General features: G+C 36.3%; 18 protein-coding genes. 6 read left to right on the forward strand and 12 right to left on the reverse strand.

Annotation, left to right across the window (positions count from 1 at the left end):
- Positions 1–87 precede the first annotated feature (87 nt).
- From MW688_RS21625 to cas10, 10 genes are all read right to left on the reverse strand, one after another.
- A complete protein-coding gene (locus tag MW688_RS21625; RefSeq protein ID WP_486738084.1) occupies positions 88–951 on the reverse strand; it encodes a hypothetical protein in 864 nt (287 codons plus the stop codon).
- 13 nt (positions 952–964) lie between these two features.
- Positions 965–1,996 carry an RAMP superfamily CRISPR-associated protein gene (locus tag MW688_RS21630; RefSeq protein WP_486738085.1) on the reverse strand — a complete coding sequence of 344 codons (1,032 nt, stop codon included), beginning with the start codon at positions 1,994–1,996 and terminating at the stop codon, positions 965–967.
- Entirely contained in the window at positions 1,993–2,418 is a 426-nt protein-coding gene (locus MW688_RS21635) for a hypothetical protein (RefSeq protein WP_486738086.1), read from the reverse strand. Before MW688_RS21635 ends, MW688_RS21630 begins: the two co-directional genes overlap by 4 nt.
- The gene (locus MW688_RS21640) at positions 2,419–3,372 is read right to left on the reverse strand and encodes an RAMP superfamily CRISPR-associated protein (RefSeq protein ID WP_486738087.1); all 954 of its coding nucleotides are present in this window, start codon (positions 3,370–3,372) and stop codon (positions 2,419–2,421) included. It lies immediately after the preceding gene.
- A gap of 186 nt (positions 3,373–3,558) precedes the next feature.
- On the reverse strand, positions 3,559–4,407 hold the full coding sequence (gene csx7, locus MW688_RS21645; protein WP_486738088.1) for a type III CRISPR-associated RAMP protein Csx7: 849 nt from the start codon (positions 4,405–4,407) through the stop codon (positions 3,559–3,561).
- 15 nt (positions 4,408–4,422) lie between these two features.
- Positions 4,423–5,538 carry a putative CRISPR-associated protein gene (locus MW688_RS21650; RefSeq protein WP_486738089.1) on the reverse strand — a complete coding sequence of 372 codons (1,116 nt, stop codon included), beginning with the start codon at positions 5,536–5,538 and terminating at the stop codon, positions 4,423–4,425.
- A gap of 15 nt (positions 5,539–5,553) precedes the next feature.
- Entirely contained in the window at positions 5,554–6,000 is a 447-nt protein-coding gene (locus MW688_RS21655) for a hypothetical protein (RefSeq protein ID WP_486738090.1), read from the reverse strand.
- Positions 5,997–7,172: a type III-D CRISPR-associated RAMP protein Csx10 gene (csx10, locus tag MW688_RS21660; RefSeq protein ID WP_486738091.1), complete on the reverse strand. Its 1,176-nt coding sequence runs from the start codon at positions 7,170–7,172 to the stop codon at positions 5,997–5,999. The genes MW688_RS21655 and csx10 overlap by 4 nt, the downstream gene beginning before the upstream one ends.
- Complete coding sequence (locus tag MW688_RS21665; protein ID WP_486738092.1) at positions 7,169–7,930, reverse strand: RAMP superfamily CRISPR-associated protein; 762 nt, start codon at positions 7,928–7,930, stop codon at positions 7,169–7,171. Before MW688_RS21665 ends, csx10 begins: the two co-directional genes overlap by 4 nt.
- On the reverse strand, positions 7,927–10,161 hold the full coding sequence (cas10, locus tag MW688_RS21670; protein WP_486738093.1) for a type III-B CRISPR-associated protein Cas10/Cmr2: 2,235 nt from the start codon (positions 10,159–10,161) through the stop codon (positions 7,927–7,929). Before cas10 ends, MW688_RS21665 begins: the two co-directional genes overlap by 4 nt.
- Positions 10,162–11,124: 963 nt before the next feature.
- Here cas10 and MW688_RS21675 point away from each other — a divergent pair.
- Entirely contained in the window at positions 11,125–12,903 is a 1,779-nt protein-coding gene (locus MW688_RS21675) for a sodium:solute symporter family transporter (protein ID WP_486738094.1), read from the forward strand.
- Positions 12,904–13,029: 126 nt separating this feature from the next.
- Here MW688_RS21675 and MW688_RS21680 read toward each other — a convergent pair whose 3' ends face one another.
- Together MW688_RS21680 and MW688_RS21685 are read right to left on the reverse strand one after the other, a co-directional pair.
- A complete protein-coding gene (locus MW688_RS21680) occupies positions 13,030–13,641 on the reverse strand; it encodes a cation efflux transmembrane domain-containing protein (RefSeq protein ID WP_486738095.1) in 612 nt (203 codons plus the stop codon).
- A gap of 84 nt (positions 13,642–13,725) precedes the next feature.
- Entirely contained in the window at positions 13,726–14,085 is a 360-nt protein-coding gene (locus MW688_RS21685; RefSeq protein WP_486738096.1) for an ArsR/SmtB family transcription factor, read from the reverse strand.
- Positions 14,086–14,224: 139 nt separating this feature from the next.
- Here MW688_RS21685 and MW688_RS21690 point away from each other — a divergent pair, with 139 nt between their 5' ends.
- The 5 genes from MW688_RS21690 (at position 14,225) to hemB (ending at position 19,117) form a co-directional block, all read left to right on the forward strand.
- Positions 14,225–15,076 (forward strand): PEP-CTERM sorting domain-containing protein, encoded by an 852-nt coding sequence (locus MW688_RS21690; protein WP_486738097.1) that lies wholly within the window; start codon positions 14,225–14,227, stop codon positions 15,074–15,076.
- A 6-nt stretch (positions 15,077–15,082) separates the two neighbouring features.
- Positions 15,083–16,297 (forward strand): FAD/NAD(P)-binding protein, encoded by a 1,215-nt coding sequence (locus MW688_RS21695; RefSeq protein ID WP_486738098.1) that lies wholly within the window; start codon positions 15,083–15,085, stop codon positions 16,295–16,297.
- Positions 16,298–16,360: 63 nt separating this feature from the next.
- The gene (folE, locus tag MW688_RS21700; protein ID WP_486738099.1) at positions 16,361–16,987 is read left to right on the forward strand and encodes a GTP cyclohydrolase I FolE; all 627 of its coding nucleotides are present in this window, start codon (positions 16,361–16,363) and stop codon (positions 16,985–16,987) included.
- Positions 16,988–17,063: 76 nt separating this feature from the next.
- Complete coding sequence (locus tag MW688_RS21705) at positions 17,064–18,086, forward strand: CobW family GTP-binding protein (protein WP_486738100.1); 1,023 nt, start codon at positions 17,064–17,066, stop codon at positions 18,084–18,086.
- Between the two features lie 29 nt (positions 18,087–18,115).
- Positions 18,116–19,117 carry a porphobilinogen synthase gene (hemB, locus tag MW688_RS21710; RefSeq protein ID WP_486738101.1) on the forward strand — a complete coding sequence of 334 codons (1,002 nt, stop codon included), beginning with the start codon at positions 18,116–18,118 and terminating at the stop codon, positions 19,115–19,117.
- Positions 19,118–19,688: the final 571 nt, after the last annotated feature.

The raw sequence follows: 19,688 nt of genomic DNA on the forward strand, positions 1-19,688 counted from the left end.
AACTTAAAATCCTGTAGGGTGCGTTAGGCACAAATAACACTGGGGAAATCAAAATTAGCAAGAATGATTGCCGTAACGCACCGAAACCTAACTATCTCTTAAAGGTATTTTATTGAAGGAGCGATCGCTCTCTCCATGATATTTTACTTTTTTGATGCTACCATCATCATTTAGTTGCGTAATTTCTACCTTGACTTTTTGCTCAACTTTTAATAATTTAGCCTGTTTTGGTTCTTTCGTAGTTCGCTTAAGAGAGTTTAAAACTAAGTAACTGACATTATTACCTTTTATATTAGTTATGGTAGCATCAACTAAATCGCCTACTTTTAGATTGTTTTGTTCAACTAGTTCAATATTTTTTTCTCTGGCTTGAGATGCTTTGTTTGGTTGTGTTTTAGTCATCTCAGTAGTAGGTTGAGATGCTTTCTTTAGTTTTGGTTTAGTCAACTTAGTAGTAGGTTGAGATGCTTTCTTTAGTTTTGGTTTAGTCAACTTAGTAGTAGCTTGAGATGCTTTCTTTAGTTTTGGTTTAGTCAACTTAGTAGTAGGTTGAGATAAGTTTGTTTCTCCCATCTCCGTGAGATTGTAATAAGTAAATAATCTTTTTACCCAACCGAGAATTTCTAACAGAGTCTCTGGCTGACTCTCATAAGTTTTCAGATACTCACTATAGAGACGGCTAATTATTTTATAGTATTTAATTGTGTTGCCGCTATGTCCGATGGTTTTACCTTTTGTGACTAGAGTTTCTAAATAACTAAAATAACGTTTTCCTGCCTCTGCTTCGGTAATAAAAGTCCGTAGATAGGTAATAGTTTTTTCTAATTCGTTTTTAACTCCTTGGGAATTTGAATCTATTTTATATTGTTCTTTGACAAAGGCGATCGCCAAGTCGTGGACTATTTCCCATTCTTGGGTACTTAAATCGTATAAATTCTCAGTTGTTGGCATAATAGTAGATAGATTAATACATTCCTGATGCTGCTTTTCTCTCGGTGGGATATTTCCAAATTTCTTTAAGTTCTTTTAGTTGTGGAGTTTTGATTAATTCTTGTTCGGCGATGAGACTATATCTATTTATTTCTGTTTTAAGTTTATCTCCTGTTAAGGGTTCATTTGTCTCTACTTCATAGGTAAGATAACGAGATTTTAGATTTGATTCAATCTGCATTTCGGTAACTTCTGCTTGAATTGTGCCCATACCTACGGGTTTTCCACTGCCGATATTGAAGGGAAATTGATGTTTCTTTACCACTCCCCATGCTGTTAAGAGAGTGCCTAATTCTGCTTGAGTAAGATTACTAAATTTTAGCTCTATTGTAAATATTGAGCCTTTATCTACCTTTTCAATGGGAATACCTTCGCTACCATCGGGATTAGCTGGACTAGCTGCGTGATAATAAAATTTTCGTCCTTTTACTTTCCCTGATGACTGATTATAATAGTCTTGGTTATTCTCGTCGGGAGAATGAAGTGAGGGAAGAAAGCCTCTACTAGTAGTGACTTGAGAGGGGATTGCATCGGGAAATCTAACTATTCCTTGCCAATTCATGGCGCCAAACAGGCGACAGGCAGGACAAAGTTTTTCTTTTTTACTACAGGGTTGATAGTTATAGGGTACCTTGTCTGCCAATTTTTCCTTTTTAAAGTTAATCTTGCAGACACAACTAGCAGTAATTGCCTCATACACGGATCTTACTACTCCTTTTAAAGAACTACCAGGAATTAATAGTGATTCTCCTCCTTTAACGGCTAGTTTAACTAGAGGAATGCTGTTATATTTGGAACTGATATCCCTACCCATTCCCACAACTCCTGAGGCAATAAATACAGGATTTTTTACTTCTAAGTTAAGGTTGATTTTCCCTGTAAGTTGATTATGATTATACTTATGATGTCCACTAGGCTTTTTTCTCTCAATGTTATCTTGGGAAAAAGATACTAAAGAGTATGGTTTTGGTTCTCTTTCTTCTTGATTATTGGGTCTATAAGTCATAATGTTCTAGTTGTTAAAGCAATAAAATGGATAGTGGCGGTTTGGCGATCGCGAAAATAGCATTGATTGATATTTACCTGACTAACTTTGATACCTTTGGGAAAACGTGTTTCTGTTTTGGGATAAAGATATGCTTTGCGTATTTGTGTTTCCCAATTATTGCCTAGGGGATGAAAATCAAATAAGTTACTAGTTTGACTTAACAACAGTAAAGAATACTTGTTTGGTGTTGCTTGCCAGCGTAATTCCCAATCTGAATTAAATATTTGTCCTTCTGGGGGTATTTCTGTGGGGATACCTTTGATAAAACCAGATACACGGTCTACCCAGCGTAAAAAATACCAGCAGGATTCTGAATTCATTTGTTTAAGTATACTGTTGAATTCTGATTTGGTAACAGTTTTAGTGCCAACAAAAGACATTTATACAGTTAACCCCTCTAACAATTGTTTCCATTTTTTTGTCGCTTTGATAAATAAGTTTTTTACTATTTTCTCTCCTTCCCAAGTTAAGTTAACACCGATACCTAATTCCATAGGTTTTGCATCTACGGAAGTTTCTACTGCATCATCTTTAGGAAAGCCATAGTCAGCTACTTCTTGAGGAGTTAAAAACTCTCCAACCCCTATTAAATATTTAGTTGGCCAAGTTTTATTACTTCCTAAGGCTTTAATCTTCTCATCGATAAGTAAACAATGGGGATAAGTAACGGTTGCTTTATTTAATTTAACTGTGACACTTCCCATTCCTCTAGATTTAGCAAAACCGATGCCAAACCAGCCTTCGTTTAAGTCTCTCAACACTAAACCAATTAAGGCTAGTTGAGAAAGAGTAAAGTTTTTGAGGTGAATTGTGGTTTCAAATTCTCCACCAGTACAAACTTGATAGTTAAATAGTGCTCCTTTTATCGTAGACCCAAATACTCTATCTATGGCTATACCATTTCTTTCTTCTAATTTAAGTGCGGCAGTATCTATGGGATAGGCATCTTCTATACGCAAACGACTAGCTAAATATACATGACCAAATAATTGATCGGTAAAAGAAGAGAGGCGATATTTATTTTGAGAAGTTTCATTTTTGAGATAGTCGAAATTACTATTATTAGTGGGATCACTCGCCCAAAGTTTTTCGGGAGATTCAGGGCGTTTATCTTCCCCAATACTGCGGATAATTTTCTCAGAATGGGCTCTAATTGCCCCTTTAAGACTACTACCGGGTAAATAGATAGTTTTACCTCCCTGATGGTAGGTTTCTATAAATTCTAAGTCTGGTTTTGTGGGATCTGCGCTTTCTTGTCCAGATTTAATTAATATTGGTCCTTCGGGACTAATAGTTATTGTAAGACTACAGTAATTAACTAATTTTTTGTGCATGGCTTATTTTGTTTTGTATTTGAGTATAAATAAGTTTTCTCCCGAGCTAATTTAGTACAATAAATATTATATTAGTAGTTTTGTACTAACTTTAAGTACTAAATAGGCCAACAGGCGAAAATCAATTTTTAAGTGGTTAGGATCAATTCTTTTACTTCAAAACTTCAAGACTTCAAGACTCATTACTCAACCACCACCAGTAACTTTTGATAAAGATGCAAGATCTGAGACTAAGGCAGCTACCCACTCATCCTGTATACCTTCTGCATCTCTATAGGCGGTGTCATCATCATTTACTAGTTTTTGCAAATATTCTATGAGTTTATCTGGTTGATTTTCTGGGTAATCAAACCAGCGCATTTTTTCTACAACTAATCTGACTACTCCTAAACCTCGGGATCTCCCTCCACCTAGGGGTATTTGTTCGGTTTTTAACTGGTGTAAGCCAATCATTAATAAGCCTAGTTCTGATGGTTCGGCATTTTCTACGATAATTTTCACTTGAAAAGCTGTGCCAGCAGGTACTACTTGATAATCATATAGTTTATTATCAGCAGTGGTTTCTGTATCGCGATCAATGGCTACTCCATCTCTATCTTGATATTGTTTAGACCAAGTTTCGGGAATGACAGTTAAATCTCTTACCTGAAATTTACTAGCTAACCAAGGTGAACCAAAAAGACGAGATATATAGTCAGTATTAGCAATAATTTCTCTAGTCAAAGCAGCATCATCAGTAAAATTTTCTTTGATGCTTCTCATTTGTGTAGCAGTAATTGACCATTCATTTTCATTAGCGGGATTGGCGACTAAATGGCGATCGCTCCCCACTATACCTCGTAAAAAAGCTTCTAAACGTGAACGCAAGGCGCCTTTGAAACTAGATCCGGGGATAAATGGTAAATTTAGGGCATCTTTGACTACAGGTAAGTCTGAACCAATCGGTTCAGTAGAACGTCCAGCACTAACTCTCAAGGCAGTGACTGTGGTCAAAGTTCCATCTATTTCTAAGCGATTTTTAAAAATATCAAACATTAACTTCTCCTGATATTATGTAGCAAATTCATTTTGAAGATGAATAGCAATGGTATTAGTTTCTGCTTGGTTTCTGCCTGTGGTTTTGATACAAACTCCATAACCTGCATCTGTCCAAGTTAAAATAAATTCAATCAAGCCATTATCTTTTACCCTTCTAATTACTTTGTCAGTCTTAGGATTAAACGGTAAACAATTAACAATCTCTACTACATAGGGAGATTGACATAGTTTCTTACTAAACTTAAGTAATTGATCATTGCCATGATGATCATCTGAGAGTTTAATTTTTTTCTTTTCTGGGGGAGTATCATCTTGAGGAATAATAGATAGTAGGGTTTTTTCTTGTTTAGCAAACTCAAAGCGACAACGTTCACTAAATAATATACCCATTGCTGAAAGAGAAATGAAATAATCATCGTTTTCTCCTTCTTGATCAATTAAACCTGATAATCTATTATCAGCAGTGATATCGATTTCTAGTTCTGATTTATAGATAACGTCTTCAGTTTCTAACTTTTCAAACAAAGGATAATAATTAAGCCAAATAGTTAAGTCTAAAGCTATAGGTTGAGGAGGCAATTCAATTATCTCAGAAAACTTTTCAAAGAGATAATAAACAGGTATACCCAAAGCTTGACCAATCATTCCTGCAAAAGAGATTTGAGCTTTATAACCGCCAGTGGCGTTAATGGCGAGAGTTTCGGGAGAATATGTTCTCGCTTCTTTACTAATTTCTTTGACAAGATTTTTTAATCCTTGGTTTTGAAAAGCTTTAACATCATCATCTCTTAATCCGGTTAAAGTTCGATATTCAACTTGAGAAAATTGATTTTGATTACGAGAATTCTGGTAATAATATTTTAGTATATCTCCTAAATTTTTTCCTGATTCTGTATCGGAAACTAAAAATAGTAATCGCTGCTGATTGGTGAGTAGATTTTGTTGGCAAATACGGGTAATTGAGTTTATTTCTGCCCCACAAAGGCGATCTAAATTATCTATTTCTAGTAATAATAAAGCTAATTTTTGCCAATTTTGCTGATTAAAAGCTTCTGTTAATTCATTATTAGCTCGTGAAATATTACCTAGTAAACTAGTGCCAACGGTGCAAATTAATGTATGTCTCATAGAATTAAATTACTACTACTTATTGTTATTGTTAGATTTATCAGACTTAAGAAGATAAACAAGATATCTCGCGCCATAACCGAGATAAAGACGGATTAACCGAATCCAAATCTCTCTGTGCTTATTTTCATCTTCACTCCCCACAATCTCTGTGGCTTGTTGGCGTATTTGGGTATCGATATCGTTGATAATGGTAATAGCTAAAGAATCTTTTCCTCTGCCCCATTTTTTATCTTTACCTAATTGATAGCGTAAAAAATTTTTAATTACTTCTGGGCTTTCGGTGGATGTAGAAACTCTTAATAAGTTTCTAAATTGTGAGTTATCGAGTTTACCATAACTATCTTTTTTGTCTAAAGCCTTTTCAATCATTTGCACTAGTTTATCTTCGGATTGACGAATCTCATTTTCGATTCTGAGGGTATCTTGTAACTCAGAAACTGAATTAGTTGTTTGACTCATACTGCATTCTCCCGTAAAATTAAATGAAATGGATGACAAATACTAATTTGCCCAAAGCCTTCTAAATTTCTCTTACCGATTCCCCTCCAGGCTAATTTAGCTAAAGGCTCTAGCCATAAATCTAGATTTTCCGTACTATATAAGTAAACGCCTCCTTTTTGGGTAATTAATTCTAAATCTTTTTTTAATCCCCAAGCGCAATTCCAACCGGAGCAGTAATCGTAACTACTATAGGCTGTTTCTAGTCGTAGGGAATTATCTTCAATTTGTGCTGCTTCGGTTAACATGGTTTCAGAAATAACGGTGGTGCGCTGCCAGTTTTCGGTAAAGATTCCATCTGATTCTAAATTGATGGTAAAGTAAACTCTTTGGGGAAACTTCGGGGGATTGGGGCTAAAAATTGACCATTGCTGCCATCTAGATTGTAATAGTTGATTAAATTGTTGAATTTTGGTGTTTATATTCTGATTTTCTGCTTCTATTTGGGCTTTAACAGCAACCTTTCCTAAACCCCTAGAAGCGCTTCCCCCTAAACGCAAGTCAATTTGATTTAACAATGTAGTTAAATCCTGAGCTAAATTCTCATCTTCTAGAAAAATTGTAGCAAAGTAGGTAACATTCTCTTTGTCTTTTGCTGAATACTCGTTAATTACTTCTAGGGTGTAGAGAATTTCTTCTTCAGATGTGGCAAGACTTCGATTAATTCCTACTCGGGTAAGTAAACGTTTGCTTAGTGATTTGCTTTGATATTGTTGCCCCTGTTGTTGGTAAAATCCACCATAAGGCTCTACTCTACTAGAATCTTTTGGGCAGGTGGGATTATAGATTAAGCCGTAGTTTTCAGCACAAAAGCGCTCTATGAGGGTGTCAAATACACCGTTACCTTTGGGTTGGAAACCTGATTTGGCTTTAGCACTAACGGCGGTGGCGGGGAGAAGGTGGGGTGCTGGGTAGGCGTTGGTAAAGATGGCGGCGTTTTGTGCTATAAATAGTTTCTGAAAGTCATCTCCTGCTTCAGGTAATTCTCCTAATCTTAGTAGATAGGAGGCTATAGCTCCTCGAATTACTGAGCCACGTATATAGTCTTCTGCTTCACTCACGGATCCGGGTTTTTTCTTCCCTATGGCTAGGGGAGATAAGCTGGTAATCTCTAGTTTAATTTTTGTAGTCATTTTTCTCCCACCTTTGCTTTCATTAAGTCTTTCCACCCTCCTTCGGCAATCGGTGGCAGTTGCTTAAATTCCCAGTGTAGCCATCCTAAGCCTGTAGATTTTGCTCCTCCTAGGGCGTTAATTTTTTTCAAGCTGGCGATTAACAGGGCTTTAGCGTAGTCTGGATTTAGGTTTTCTTCCCAGTTTAGAGGTGCTAGTATTTCTATGTTTCCTTGGAATTCTAAGCCTATATTTACTGGAGAGGTTTCTAGAAAGTAGAGTTTTTGCTCTTCTGATGTTTTCCGACGACGGTTTATAGTTACTCCCGGGCGAATTACTTCTGGTAGGTTTTCTGGTAATTCTTGACAAACTAAATCTTCAAATAGTATCCGAGAGGGAAGAGTTGGATTACCAAATAGTTGACAAATCAAACAGTGATGTTTTTTACTATCTGGATAGGAATTGTCTTGGAGATGATATTGGGAGCGTTGAAAATTCCCTGTTAATCCTGCTCTTTCTGGGCACATGGTTTCTGCCCCAGGGGAGGCACATACTGCCCAGCCTAAACCACGGGCAATTTTTTCACATTCATGACGTATTCTTCCTTTTAGTTGAGAGGCGGGGATAATCAGTTTTCCTTGCCCATCTCGCACTATGGCTTTATCAGCTAAAGAGCCTGATGAGCCTCCTGCACCTATACAAAGAGCTGTTTCTATAATTGCCGTTAGCTCAATTATTTCTTTGTTATTTTGACTAAGAATAGTGTTAATTGTAATCATAGTTTTTCGCTTGTTTCTAATTCTTTTACTTCTACAAAGTCATAAATATCTACTAAATCCCGCCAAATTGTCTCGTAGTAATTTTCTCCATCTTCTTCATCTTTGTGATACATCCAGGGGGCTATACTCCCGTTATTACTTTGAGCTTGACACCAAGCTTGGGCAAATTCTTGATTAATCAAATTTTGCTGGGTCTCATTCAGTCTTACGGTATAGTAACGGTAGTTTAATATTGCTGTTTTTCTTCCCTGGGCTAGTATACTACGAATTTGATAGATTTGGGATTTAGGAAACTCAGAGACGCCTAAGGCTTGTGCTGTTTTGATTAAACCTGCTATTTCATGAAGGGTATAGGGTGCTGCATACAGTTTAAGAGGGGTTTGACTGTAAATGGGTTTTACCGTTAATCCTTCTTCTCGAAAGCCTTCAATATTAGAGGAAATCATACTAACAGATTTTAAACTCAAAAAGTCGATGGTGCCGCTATAGTAATGATGGGTTTTTTTCAGGGATTTGGCTTTCTTTTTTGCTAGTTTGAGCAGTTGGTTATATAGTTTTTGAGCGTAGTAAATAGGAGTATTGTGAGAAGTAATTAAGACACCGCTAGAGGTGCTCAAAATACATTTACTTAAGAGTGCTGTATCTTTTCGGTAGCGCTGACACCTGACTGAATCAGGGTTAGGGTTTTTAAGAGAATAAGTATCGCCTTTAGTTAAGAGAATATTTTCAAATTCTATCCCAATTGTTTGAGCGATCGCTAATCCCATATTACCTGGTACTACGATTAAAACATCATCTCCCCCAATAGTAATAATTTCAAAAGGATGAATCCAATCACCATTTTTATTACTAATATCTTTGTCAGGAGGAAGATTCTTTAATTGATAGGGGTGCAAATGTTGAGCGATGGCCATATATACTGATTTAGAGGTAGCCTCAAAGATATCTTCGCTAAACTTTTGATATTGGGCTGGGGTTTTAATTTCTTGTTGAATATAGCCCCCCATATTATTTCCATCTGCATAAATATAAGCCACATACCCTCTAGATTGCTCTCCTATTTCTATCAAAGTTTGAGCTTCTTTGATTGGCTCTTGATTTTGATAATATAGTTGGGAGTAGTAGGGGTTTGCGTCAAGAAACTCTTCAAAACGCTTTACCCAACTAGTAAGATTATTTCTATCTGGTTGCCATTCAAAGCCTGTTGTTTGATACCAATTAATACTAGCGTTATCTCTTTTGGTAATTTGCCCTACTAATTTTTTTCTCGCTAAAGTTTCAGAAAGATATGGATCTTGTGGTAGTAATGTTGCATGAGTTGTTGCCAAGGCGCGATCGCTCTCATCTGTCATTAAATAGGGATGAGTTTCTAACATTATAGAATAACGACGAGAGGGGCGGCTATTATAGTTATTGCCATTACGTCTTTGATTAAATAAGATAGTTAGTTTAGTAACTACTTCATTAAAGTTTTTACGGGCTTTAAATTTCTCTTTAGGATCTTTTATTTCTTCTTGCTCAAAATAGGCGCTGACTAAATTATTATCTAAACTATCTAAATAATCTTCTAACCAGAATGTTTCATCAACTGAATCTTTAAGTAAACCAAAAACTAACTCGATTGGTCGAAAAGTTGCTCCTACTGCACAGGAATTAGCAGTAATCGTTTCTTGAGTGTAGCGTTTTTCAATAGCATCGGCTAAATCGTCAACTAAAAATGCGGGGCAAAAAGTTAAAATATTACCACCTTTGTAGTAAATTAACAACTCAGGAATTAATGCTTTACTAAGTTGAGAGTATTCTCTATCTAGCCATTCTTTTGCTCTTTGAGAATATTGGGAGCCTGGTATTTCTCCAAAAAAACTAGGAATATCGACTAAATTAATTTTATCTAAAATAGCAGACGCGCCGCGAATATCTGGTAATTTAGCAGCACTAAAAACATACTGTTTAATTTTAGTAGCTCCGCCATATACTAGGCCAATTTTTTCTGACCATAGTAAGGGATAATCTACAATTATTTGTTTTAGTTGTTGTTTATTATCAGGAAATTGATTAGCTAATGTTTCTAGTTTTTCTACCTGTGACCAAAGGTTAGTAAATTCTTTTTTAGCTGTTAATAAGCTTTTTAACTCTTCTGGTGAAGCTAAATTATATTTACTTTCTCTCAGATGATTATCTGCCAGACACCAAATAATAGCAAGTTTAATTTTTTCTTGAATTGAAATCATTTATTTTTTTGAGAAAATCACACAGTTTGTATTTAAAGTGTAGTCCTATTTCATGCTTAATAAAATTATATAGCTTTTCCTGACTACATGACTCTTTTCAAACGTGCCTCACTCAAAAATCAATACAAGCGTATCTAAAATAGTAGGGTGTGAAGCGTGCGAAGCCCGTAACGCACCGCTAGATGAGTAATGAGTAATAAGTAATGAGTTTTGAAGTAAGAAGGTAGCCTGTAGGTTGGGTTGAGGAACGAAACCCAACATTATATTAGTAGTTGTAAGGTGTGAAGTAGTTGTAGGGTGTGAAGCGTGCGAAGCCCGTAACGCACCGAATTATCTAAGCACAAAGAAAGAGAAAGAGGAAAGTGTAACTAAATAAAAAGATCAGCTTCTGAAGACAAGATAATCATCGGTGCGTTACACTTCGTTAACGCACCCTACAAGAGGGTTTAAGAAAAATAGTAGGGTGTGAAGCGTGCGAAGCCCGTAACGCACCGCTAGATGAGTAATGAGTAATAAGTAATGAGTTTTGAAGTAAGAAGCCAGTAACCTGTAGGTTGGGCCCTTGTCACGAAATCCAACATTATATTAGTAGTTGTAGCTGTAGTAATTGTAGGGTGTGTTAGGGCGAAGCCCGTAACGCACCGAATTATCTAAGCACAAAGAAAGAGAAAGAGGAAAGTGTAACTAAATAAAAAGATCAGCTTCTGAAGACAAGATAATCATCGGTGCGTTACACTTCGTTAACGCACCCTACAAGGGGGTTTAAGAAAAATTGTAGAATTATCTAAGCAGAAAGAAGGCAAAGAGGAAAGTGTCATCAGGGATTTCGTGTAATCCTTTGAGCTATAATATGACTTTAATCTAATCAGGGATTATCAGGTAAAGCCAATAATGTTTACCTGGTTAGTAGTATAGCACACAAGGCTATACATTTGCTGAAAGATCGCCCAATTGTTTCTTATCATGGAAAAAATTGATTACATAATTATCACAATTTACCTAATCTTGATTGTCATTGGCGGAGTCTTTTTACAAAAAAAAGCCTCAACGGGAATAGATTCTTACTTTCTAGGAAATCGTAGTTTACCTTGGTGGGTATTAGGTGCCTCAGGAATGACTTCTAATACAGATATAGCAGGTACAATGATTATAACTGCTTTAGTCTACGCTTTGGGCACTAAGGGATTATTTATAGAAATTCGTGGCGGTATAGGATTATATTTAGCTGTTTTAATGACTTTTATGGGAAAATGGAATCGTCGTTCCCAGGTAATGACTGTAGCTGAATGGATGCAGTTACGGTTTGGTTCAGGTAAAGAAGGGAATATCGCTAGAATTATTAGTGCTATAGCCAATATTGTCTTTGCTATTGGTTCAATAATATATTTTGCTGTGGGAGGTGGAAAATTCCTAGGGCAATTTTTGGGGATTGATGATAAATTAGCGGGAATTTTGTTAATTGTCTTCGCTTTGATTTACACAGCCATGAGTGGTTTCTATGGAGTTGTATTCACAGATATATTCCAAGGATTTTTTATTTTTATTGCTATTTTATATATTTGTTTTCTGGCAATGACTACAGTAGATTTGCCAGATAATTTTACTATTTCCCTTCCGGGTACAACACAGTTACAAGAATGGAATATAACAGAATGGAGTAGTATTATTCCTCCAGTTACACTAGATTTACCTGGGGATTATGGAATTTTTAACTTATTTGCTGGAGCAATTTTATTTTATCTGTTTAAAGTCCTTCTTCAAGGGGCGGCTGGTGGTGATGGTTATGTGACCCAACGTTATTTTGCCGCTAAGAGTGAAAAAGAGGTGGGTTTACTGTCTTTATTCTGGATTTTCTTATTATCTTTTCGTTATCCCTTGGTTACAGCCTTAGCCATACTGGGAATAGATTATGGTCTCAAATATCAGACAATTACAGACCCAGAATTAGTTCTCCCTATTGTAATTGGTGAGTATATTCCTACTGGCATCAAAGGATTGTTAGTTGCCTGTTTTATTGCGGCGGGTATGTCAACTTTTGATTCTATTATTAATGCTAGTGCGGCTTATTGGGTAAAAGATATCTATCAAGCTTATCTACAGCCAGAAGCTTCTAGTCAACAATTAGTCAACCAAGGGCGTATAGCTTCTATTGTAATTGTTGCTATAGGATTAGTGTTTAGTTTTTATGTTGATAATATTAATGATATTTGGGGTTGGTTAACCTTAGGGTTAGGGAGTGGATTGTTTATTCCTTTGGTATTGAGGTGGTATTGGTGGCGATTTAATGGTTATGGTTTTGCTATTGGTACGGGAGTAGGTTTAGTTGCCGCTATAATGACTAAAGCAGTTATTTTACCTTTGGTTGATTTCCCTCAATTCCAAGAGTATATTCTGTTTTTGGTTCCGAGTATTTGTTCTCTTGTCGGATGTATTTTAGGAACACTATTAACTAGAGAGACTAATTTAGAAGTTATTACTAATTTTTATCAGGTAACTAGACCTTTTGGTTTTTGGGGAGTGGTTAGTAAGAGTTTACCTAATCATCTTCAAGCTAAAACTCACAGGGAAAATAAACGAGATATCATCGCTACTTGTCTTGCTATTCCTTGGCAGTTTATTCTCTTCTTGTTGGAAATGATGTTAATCATGAAGCAATGGGATAATTTTGGTATTTTATTATTCTTGTTTATTTTATTATCGGCGGGATTATACTTTACTTGCTTTCGGTATTGGCAGAGTTAGTCTTAAAGTCAGCAAACCCTCGTTTTCAAAGCCTTTGACATTAGTTTTAATAAAAAGTCACATAAATTACTTGACAACTTTTCTCATTTAGCTACAATAGGTTTATTGCAAATATTTAGCTTGATATTATTGCATCTCCTGCCATGATTGGGACAATACTTTTCCGGCTGACTTAGCAAAAACAAAGGTTAGTAATAAACCAACAATCAAATCTGGTAGGATGGAGTGAGTCAGAAAAACTAGTACTGCTGCAACAAGCACCGATGTATTGGCAATTATGTCGTTACGAGAACATAACCAAATTGAAGACATATTCAGGTTATCTTCCCGATGACGGGTTAATAGTAACAAACACAATAAATTAGCCATTAACGCCACAAATCCAATTGTTCCCATAATTGATGCTTCTGGATTGGCGCTTATGAATATTTGATAACTTGCTCTGGCAAAAACGGCGATCGCAAATAAAAACATAATTATTCCTTTCAGAAAAGCCGCTCTTGCCTGAGCTTTTATGCTCTTATTCAGGACATACAAACTGCTTGCATAAACCAGGGCATCTCCTAGCATATCCAACGAGTCACCAGTTAAGGATAGAGAATCTGCTCGCATCCCCGCCCAAAACTCAATCACAAACATCACTATATTAATCAACAAAACCACCCAAAGCACTTTGGCTTGCTGTTTTCTCAGCTTTGATAACTCGCAGGCTTTGGCTTGACAGCAATTATCACCCATAGCTCAATTCTCACCTTCTAACGTTCAAACTAACATTTGAATATTAGCACAAAAAAACAATATTCAAGCGCTCATGAGAATGTTTTAATCTACAAGCAACTGGAGAGCGTGGTGAAGGATCTCAGCTACACGCCTATCTCTCAGGGAGTAATAAGCTAATTTACCATCATTCCTATATTTGAGGATTTTGAGGTCACGAAGTTTTCGCAGGTGGTGGGAAGCCGCGGCAAACTTGATTTCAAGCATTGCTGCCACATCACAAACACAAAGTTCTTCTCCATTACTAAGAGCATAAAGAATCTTCAAACGTGATTTATCAGCTAAAGCGCCGAAAATAACCATCATCTCTTCTAGTAAATCATCATTGGGAAGTGCTTCACTAGCTTTAGTAACTAGCTCAATATTAAAACAACGTACTTGGCAAATATCCTTGGGCTTAGTCACAAATTTCAAATCGCTCAAACTTTACATACATTTTTATTTTAGCTGTCAACTATTTGTAGCGATCGCCAAATAAGAATAGTTATTCCTATTCTTGCTTTTTTGTTATTATAAGAATGATTATCATTTTTATTTTTAGCAGATGAAAGCAAAACTATTGAGAAGCTCTCTACTAAGTCTAGTTTCCTTAGTAGCAAGTTGGAGTGGAGTTCAAGCAGCATCATTTACCTTAACTAGTGGTAATAGTGAAGTAGAAGTCAATGATCGCAATGGCATTACGGTTTGGTTTGTAGAAGGTAGTCCAGATAATGTCTTTATTTCCAATTACTACTACCGTGTAGGAGAAGTTGATAACGAGTCGGTTTTTTTAGAAGGAATCGATGATACACCCACGGTCAATCAACCCACATCAGAGCAATTACAGTTAACATATCTAGGGACAGAATTAGAAGCAGAAGTTAACTACAGTTTGCAAGGAGGAGAATCAGGAAGCAATAAATCTTTGCTCAGTAAATCAGTCACTTTAACTAATCTGGGTTCTGAAAATCAACAAATCAACTTATTTGACTATAACGATTGGGATATTAAATTTAATCAACTAGACCAAAGGGATCAGGCGATCGCCCTGGACCCAGGTACAATTATCCTGAATAGCGATACTAGACCTTTATCAATTCTCACGGAGGTCACACCTACACCAAATCGCTACGAAATTAACGATTTTTTTACCCTTTACAACAATTTCTTTTTAGACAACGATGGGGCAACTACTCTAAGTAATACCCCACCCCTAAATACACCTTTTCCCATCCCTGCAAGTGACAATGCTATGGCATTTCAGTGGGAATTTACCCTTTTACCTGGTGAATCCTACACCGTCACAAGTACAGCTAATTATACTCCTATACCAGAACCAGGGAGTATTGCTGCTTCCATTAGTTTAAGTTTAATTTTCGGTTGGCGTCGTTTTCGTTCCCAAAATAGTGGCAATTAGATATCCATGGAATTAAACTGCCTACCCAGTAAAACCGATATAGCCATTATAGGAGCAGGACCCCAAGCTTTAACTGTAGTAACCCATTTATTGCAGAAAAAACCCAAGTGGCGTAAACGCTTCATAGTGATAGACCCCACTGGAACCTGGCTGACTAATTGGCGACAACAGTTTTCCGCCTTAGAAATAGCACATCTAAGATCTCCTGCTGTACATCATCCTGAACCTAATCCCCATGCTTTAAAGGCTTTCGCCGAAAATAGGGGTTCTGAATTATTTCCTCCCTATGATTTACCTGGTACTCAATTATTTGAGGATTTTTGCCACAAAGTTATCAAAGATTGGCAATTATGTAACAGTGTTTATCGAGGAAAAGTGACTAGAATCATTCCTTTGAGAAAATCTAGACATCGATTGTTTCAACTATTTCTTAATGATGATAGTTTACTAACAGCCAGACGAGTTATCTTAGCCACCAATTATAGCCAAGTTCAGTTACCAGATTGGGTTAACCGAATTTCTTCCCCCTACCCTCCAGAAAAATTATGTCACTCTCACCAAATTAAATTAGCTGATTTAGCAATAAAAGGAGAAAAAATTTTGATAATTGGAGGGGGCTTAACCAGTGGTCATTTAGCTTTGGGTGCTATCAAAAGAGGTGCCCAAGTTATACTAATGACTAGAAGAAACTTACAAATCAAGTTGTTTGATGCAGATCCTGGTTGGTTAGGACCAAAATATCTCAAAGGTTTTACCTGTGAAACTAATTGGCATCGACGTTGGGAAATAATTCAACAAGCTCGTAATGGTGGTTCTGTTACTCCAGAAATGATGCTCCAATTAAATAGATTAGTAAGAGCTGGGAAAGTAGAATTAGTAGAAAATTGCCAAGTAAAATCCGCTCAATGGCAAAATAATCGCTGGTTATTGACTTGTAGTAATGGGGAAAAACTAGAATGCGACCGCATTTGGTTAGCTACGGGTACCCAGTTCGATATTAGTAAGCATCCTCTACTCACTGATATTTTAACTACTTGTACTGGTGAAATTATCAATGGTTTACCTGTCTTAGATGAATATTTGCGTTTAGGGAAGAATGAAATATTTCTGATGGGCGGTTTAGCGGCTTTAAGAGTTGGTCCAGTGGCTCGTAATTTAGCAGGAGGAAGAAAGGCGAGTGATTTAATTGTGGCGGGTCTTACTAAACATGATTTAATTTGACTATACTGTGTGATAATATGATAATGATTATCATTTTAAAACTAAAAGGCAATATCTAATCTCATGACCTTAACACCATCCAACCCCAGACTAGTTACAGAAGCAAAACCTACTGTAACGGAAGCAGAAATGATTGAAGCAGTGAAAACCCTATTATTAGGACTAGGGGAAAATCCCGAGAGAGAAGGACTCAAAGATACTCCTAAGCGTGTGGTAAAAGCTTTAAAATTTCTCACTTCTGGCTATAATCAAACTCTTGATGACTTATTAAATGGGGCAGTATTCCACGAAAATACCAAAGAAATGGTATTAGTAAGAGATATAGATCTATTTAGCTCTTGTGAACACCATATTTTACCAATTTTAGGCAGAGCACATGTTGCTTATATTCCCAATGGTAAAGTTATTGGACTGTCCAAAATTGCACGGATATGTGAAATGTATGCAAGACGCCTACAAGTACAAGAGCGCTTAACGGCCCAAATAGCTGACGCTTTACAAGGATTGCTTCAACCTCAAGGAGTAGCAGTATTAGTAGAAGCAACTCACATGTGTATGGTAATGCGTGGTGTACAAAAACCTGGATCATGGACGTCTACTAGTGCAGTTAGAGGTGTATTTGCCAATGATGCAAAAACTAGACAAGAATTTATGAATTTAATCGCTCATCAACCCCGTTTTAATACTTAAAAAGTTTGTGCTGCGTGTCATGACGATGTGGGCTATCTTCTCACATCTTTTCCTAATCTCTCACTTCTATAAACTTATGATTCAACAACAATCGCCCGAATCAACTATTTCCCTAAATATCCCTAAACAGGGATTACCTGTGACCATTATTACAGGATTTCTCGGCAGTGGTAAAACAACCCTTCTTAACTATATCTTAACTAATAATCAAGACTTAAAAGTGGCTGTTTTAGTTAATGAATTTGGTGATATTGATATTGATAGTCAGTTATTAGTATCGGTTGACGAAAATATGGTGACTCTGAGTAATGGTTGTATTTGTTGCACCATTAATGATGATTTAGTTGAAGCTGTCTATCAAGTGTTAGAACTAGATGAAAAGGTAGACTATTTAATAGTCGAAACTACTGGATTAGCAGATCCTCTACCTATAGCTTGGACCTTTGTCGGTACAGAATTAAGGGATTTAGTGCGATTAGATTCTATTTTAACCTTAGTTGATGCCGAAGCTTTTACGGCTGAACATTTTGAAAGCCAAGCAGCTTTAACACAAATAACTTACGGAGATATTATTATCATCAATAAAACTGATTTAATTCCAGAAAATCAAATCAAGTTTTTGGAAAAAACTATACAGACAATCAAAGCAGGAGCAAGAATTTTACATTCTCAATATGGTCAAGTTCCTCTGCCTCTTATTTTAGACCTAGGACTATCGGATCTTAATCTTTTTTCTGATAAAAAAATAGAACACCAACATGAGCATAATCATGACCATGACCATAATCATGATCATCATTCTCATCATCTAGAAATAGATGGTTTTGTTTTCGTATCTTTTGAAAGCGATCGCCCTTTTCGGGTAGATAAATTTCAAAACTTTTTGTGTGATGATAGATTAAATAATGTTTTTCGAGCTAAAGGAATTATTTGGTTTGCTGAGAGTAAATTGCGTCATATTTTTCAACTAAGTGGTAAGCGCTACGACATTAATACTGATAAATGGCAGGGGGTTAGACGTAACCAATTAGTTTTCATTGGTCGTAATTTAAATGCCTCAGAAATCCGTCAAGGGTTAAATCAATGTTTAGCTAAATAATTGTAAATATAATTATTAAGAAGAAAATAATGAACGATTTGTCTAAGAATATTTCCTTAACTTTACTTTATCGCCCACGTCGTCTACGTCGCACTCCTGCTTTACGTAGTTTAATTAGAGAAACTGAACTGAAAATTGATGATCTAATTTATCCCGTTTTTGTTCGAGAGGGGGTAAATCAAAAAGAAGAAATATCTTCTTTACCAGGCTGTTATCGTTATTCTCTGGACTTACTTTTAAAAGAAATTCAAGAAGCTAGTAATTTAGGAATTAAAGCTATTGCTTTATTTCCTTTGATTGAGGCAGAAAAAAAAGATAATCAAGGTAAAGAAAGTTATAATCCTAATGGTTTAGTTCAACGTAGCATTAAAACAATTAAAGAAAAAATTCCTGATATAGTTCTGATTACTGATGTAGCGTTAGACCCTTTTTCCGTTTATGGACACGATGGTATTGTTAAAGATGGACAAATTCTCAACGATGAGACAGTGGAAGTATTAGTAAAAATGGCTCTATCACAGGCTGAAGCAGGTACTGATTTTGTAGCTCCTTCTGATATGATGGATGGTAGGATAGGAGCTATTCGTCAAGCATTAGATGCTGAAGGTTATTATCATGTAGGAATTCTGGCTTATTCTGCTAAATACGCCTCTGCTTATTATGGTCCTTTTCGAGATGCTTTAGAATCCACTCCCCAATTTGGAGATAAAAAAACTTATCAGATGGATATAGCTAATTCTAGAGAAGCAATCAAAGAGGTAGAATTAGACATTCAAGAAGGTGCAGATTTAGTCATGATTAAGCCTGCTTTAGCTTATCTAGATATTATTTGTCGAGTGAAGCAAATGACTAATTTGCCTGTAGTGGCTTATAACGTTTCAGGGGAATACGCGATGATTAAAGCTGCTGCTCAACAAGGCTGGATTGATGAAAAACAAGTAGTTTTAGAAACTCTTCTCAGTATTAAAAGGGCGGGTGCTGACTTGATTTTGACCTATTTTGCTAAACAAGTAGCAGAAATATTGCAATAATTTTTAAAACTCTTAACTTGCACGCCTAAAAAAGTACTAAATAGGGCAACAGGCGAGAGGGGGAGAGGGGGAGCAGGGAGAGGGGGAGCAGGGAGAGGGGGAGAGGAGGAGCAGGGAGCAGGGGGCAGGGAGCAGGGAGAGGGGATTTTTTGCTAATAATAAATCTCGGATTTATTTTTCTTTTAAAAAACATAGTAAAAAGCCTACTGTTTAAACGTTACATTTTGAAATAAAAAAATGAACAAAACAGCCCTGGGGGGAGAGGGGGAGAAAGATAGTTTTTAAGTATTTGCATCAATATCTCATAATATAGCCTTTTTAAAGCTGGTGAGGTACAAAAGTTATCCTTTTGAGGCAGGAGGCACCGAGGCACGGAGGCTCCGAGTTAGGTACAACCTCATGAGTCCTTTGAAATGATATAATTGATTAAACGGACTTGATATTACTTCAAGACTTCAAGACTCCTTACTCATTACTTCTTACTTCAAAACTCATTACTCATTACTCATTACTCAACCACAACCAGTAACTTTGGATAAAGATGCAAGGTCTGAATAAAACCTGTATTTTG

This window comes from Johannesbaptistia floridana (assembly GCF_057440575.1).

Excerpts from the sequence above, each read along its gene's own strand:
- MW688_RS21635 (WP_486738086.1), bottom strand. The coding sequence starts at position 2,418 with ATGTCTTTTGTTGGCACTAAAACTGTTACCAAATCAGAATTCAACAGT.
- MW688_RS21630 (WP_486738085.1), bottom strand. The coding sequence starts at position 1,996 with ATGACTTATAGACCCAATAATCAAGAAGAAAGAGAACCAAAACCATAC.
- cas10 (WP_486738093.1), bottom strand. The coding sequence starts at position 10,161 with ATGATTTCAATTCAAGAAAAAATTAAACTTGCTATTATTTGGTGTCTG.
- MW688_RS21655 (WP_486738090.1), bottom strand. The coding sequence starts at position 6,000 with ATGAGTCAAACAACTAATTCAGTTTCTGAGTTACAAGATACCCTCAGA.
- folE (WP_486738099.1), top strand. The coding sequence starts at position 16,361 with ATGACCTTAACACCATCCAACCCCAGACTAGTTACAGAAGCAAAACCT.
- MW688_RS21625 (WP_486738084.1), bottom strand. The coding sequence starts at position 951 with ATGCCAACAACTGAGAATTTATACGATTTAAGTACCCAAGAATGGGAA.
- csx7 (WP_486738088.1), bottom strand. The coding sequence starts at position 4,407 with ATGTTTGATATTTTTAAAAATCGCTTAGAAATAGATGGAACTTTGACC.
- MW688_RS21640 (WP_486738087.1), bottom strand. The coding sequence starts at position 3,372 with ATGCACAAAAAATTAGTTAATTACTGTAGTCTTACAATAACTATTAGT.
- MW688_RS21680 (WP_486738095.1), bottom strand. The coding sequence starts at position 13,641 with ATGGGTGATAATTGCTGTCAAGCCAAAGCCTGCGAGTTATCAAAGCTG.
- MW688_RS21650 (WP_486738089.1), bottom strand. The coding sequence starts at position 5,538 with ATGAGACATACATTAATTTGCACCGTTGGCACTAGTTTACTAGGTAAT.
- csx10 (WP_486738091.1), bottom strand. The coding sequence starts at position 7,172 with ATGACTACAAAAATTAAACTAGAGATTACCAGCTTATCTCCCCTAGCC.
- MW688_RS21675 (WP_486738094.1), top strand. The coding sequence starts at position 11,125 with ATGGAAAAAATTGATTACATAATTATCACAATTTACCTAATCTTGATT.
- MW688_RS21665 (WP_486738092.1), bottom strand. The coding sequence starts at position 7,930 with ATGATTACAATTAACACTATTCTTAGTCAAAATAACAAAGAAATAATT.
- MW688_RS21690 (WP_486738097.1), top strand. The coding sequence starts at position 14,225 with ATGAAAGCAAAACTATTGAGAAGCTCTCTACTAAGTCTAGTTTCCTTA.
- MW688_RS21695 (WP_486738098.1), top strand. The coding sequence starts at position 15,083 with ATGGAATTAAACTGCCTACCCAGTAAAACCGATATAGCCATTATAGGA.
- MW688_RS21705 (WP_486738100.1), top strand. The coding sequence starts at position 17,064 with ATGATTCAACAACAATCGCCCGAATCAACTATTTCCCTAAATATCCCT.
- hemB (WP_486738101.1), top strand. The coding sequence starts at position 18,116 with ATGAACGATTTGTCTAAGAATATTTCCTTAACTTTACTTTATCGCCCA.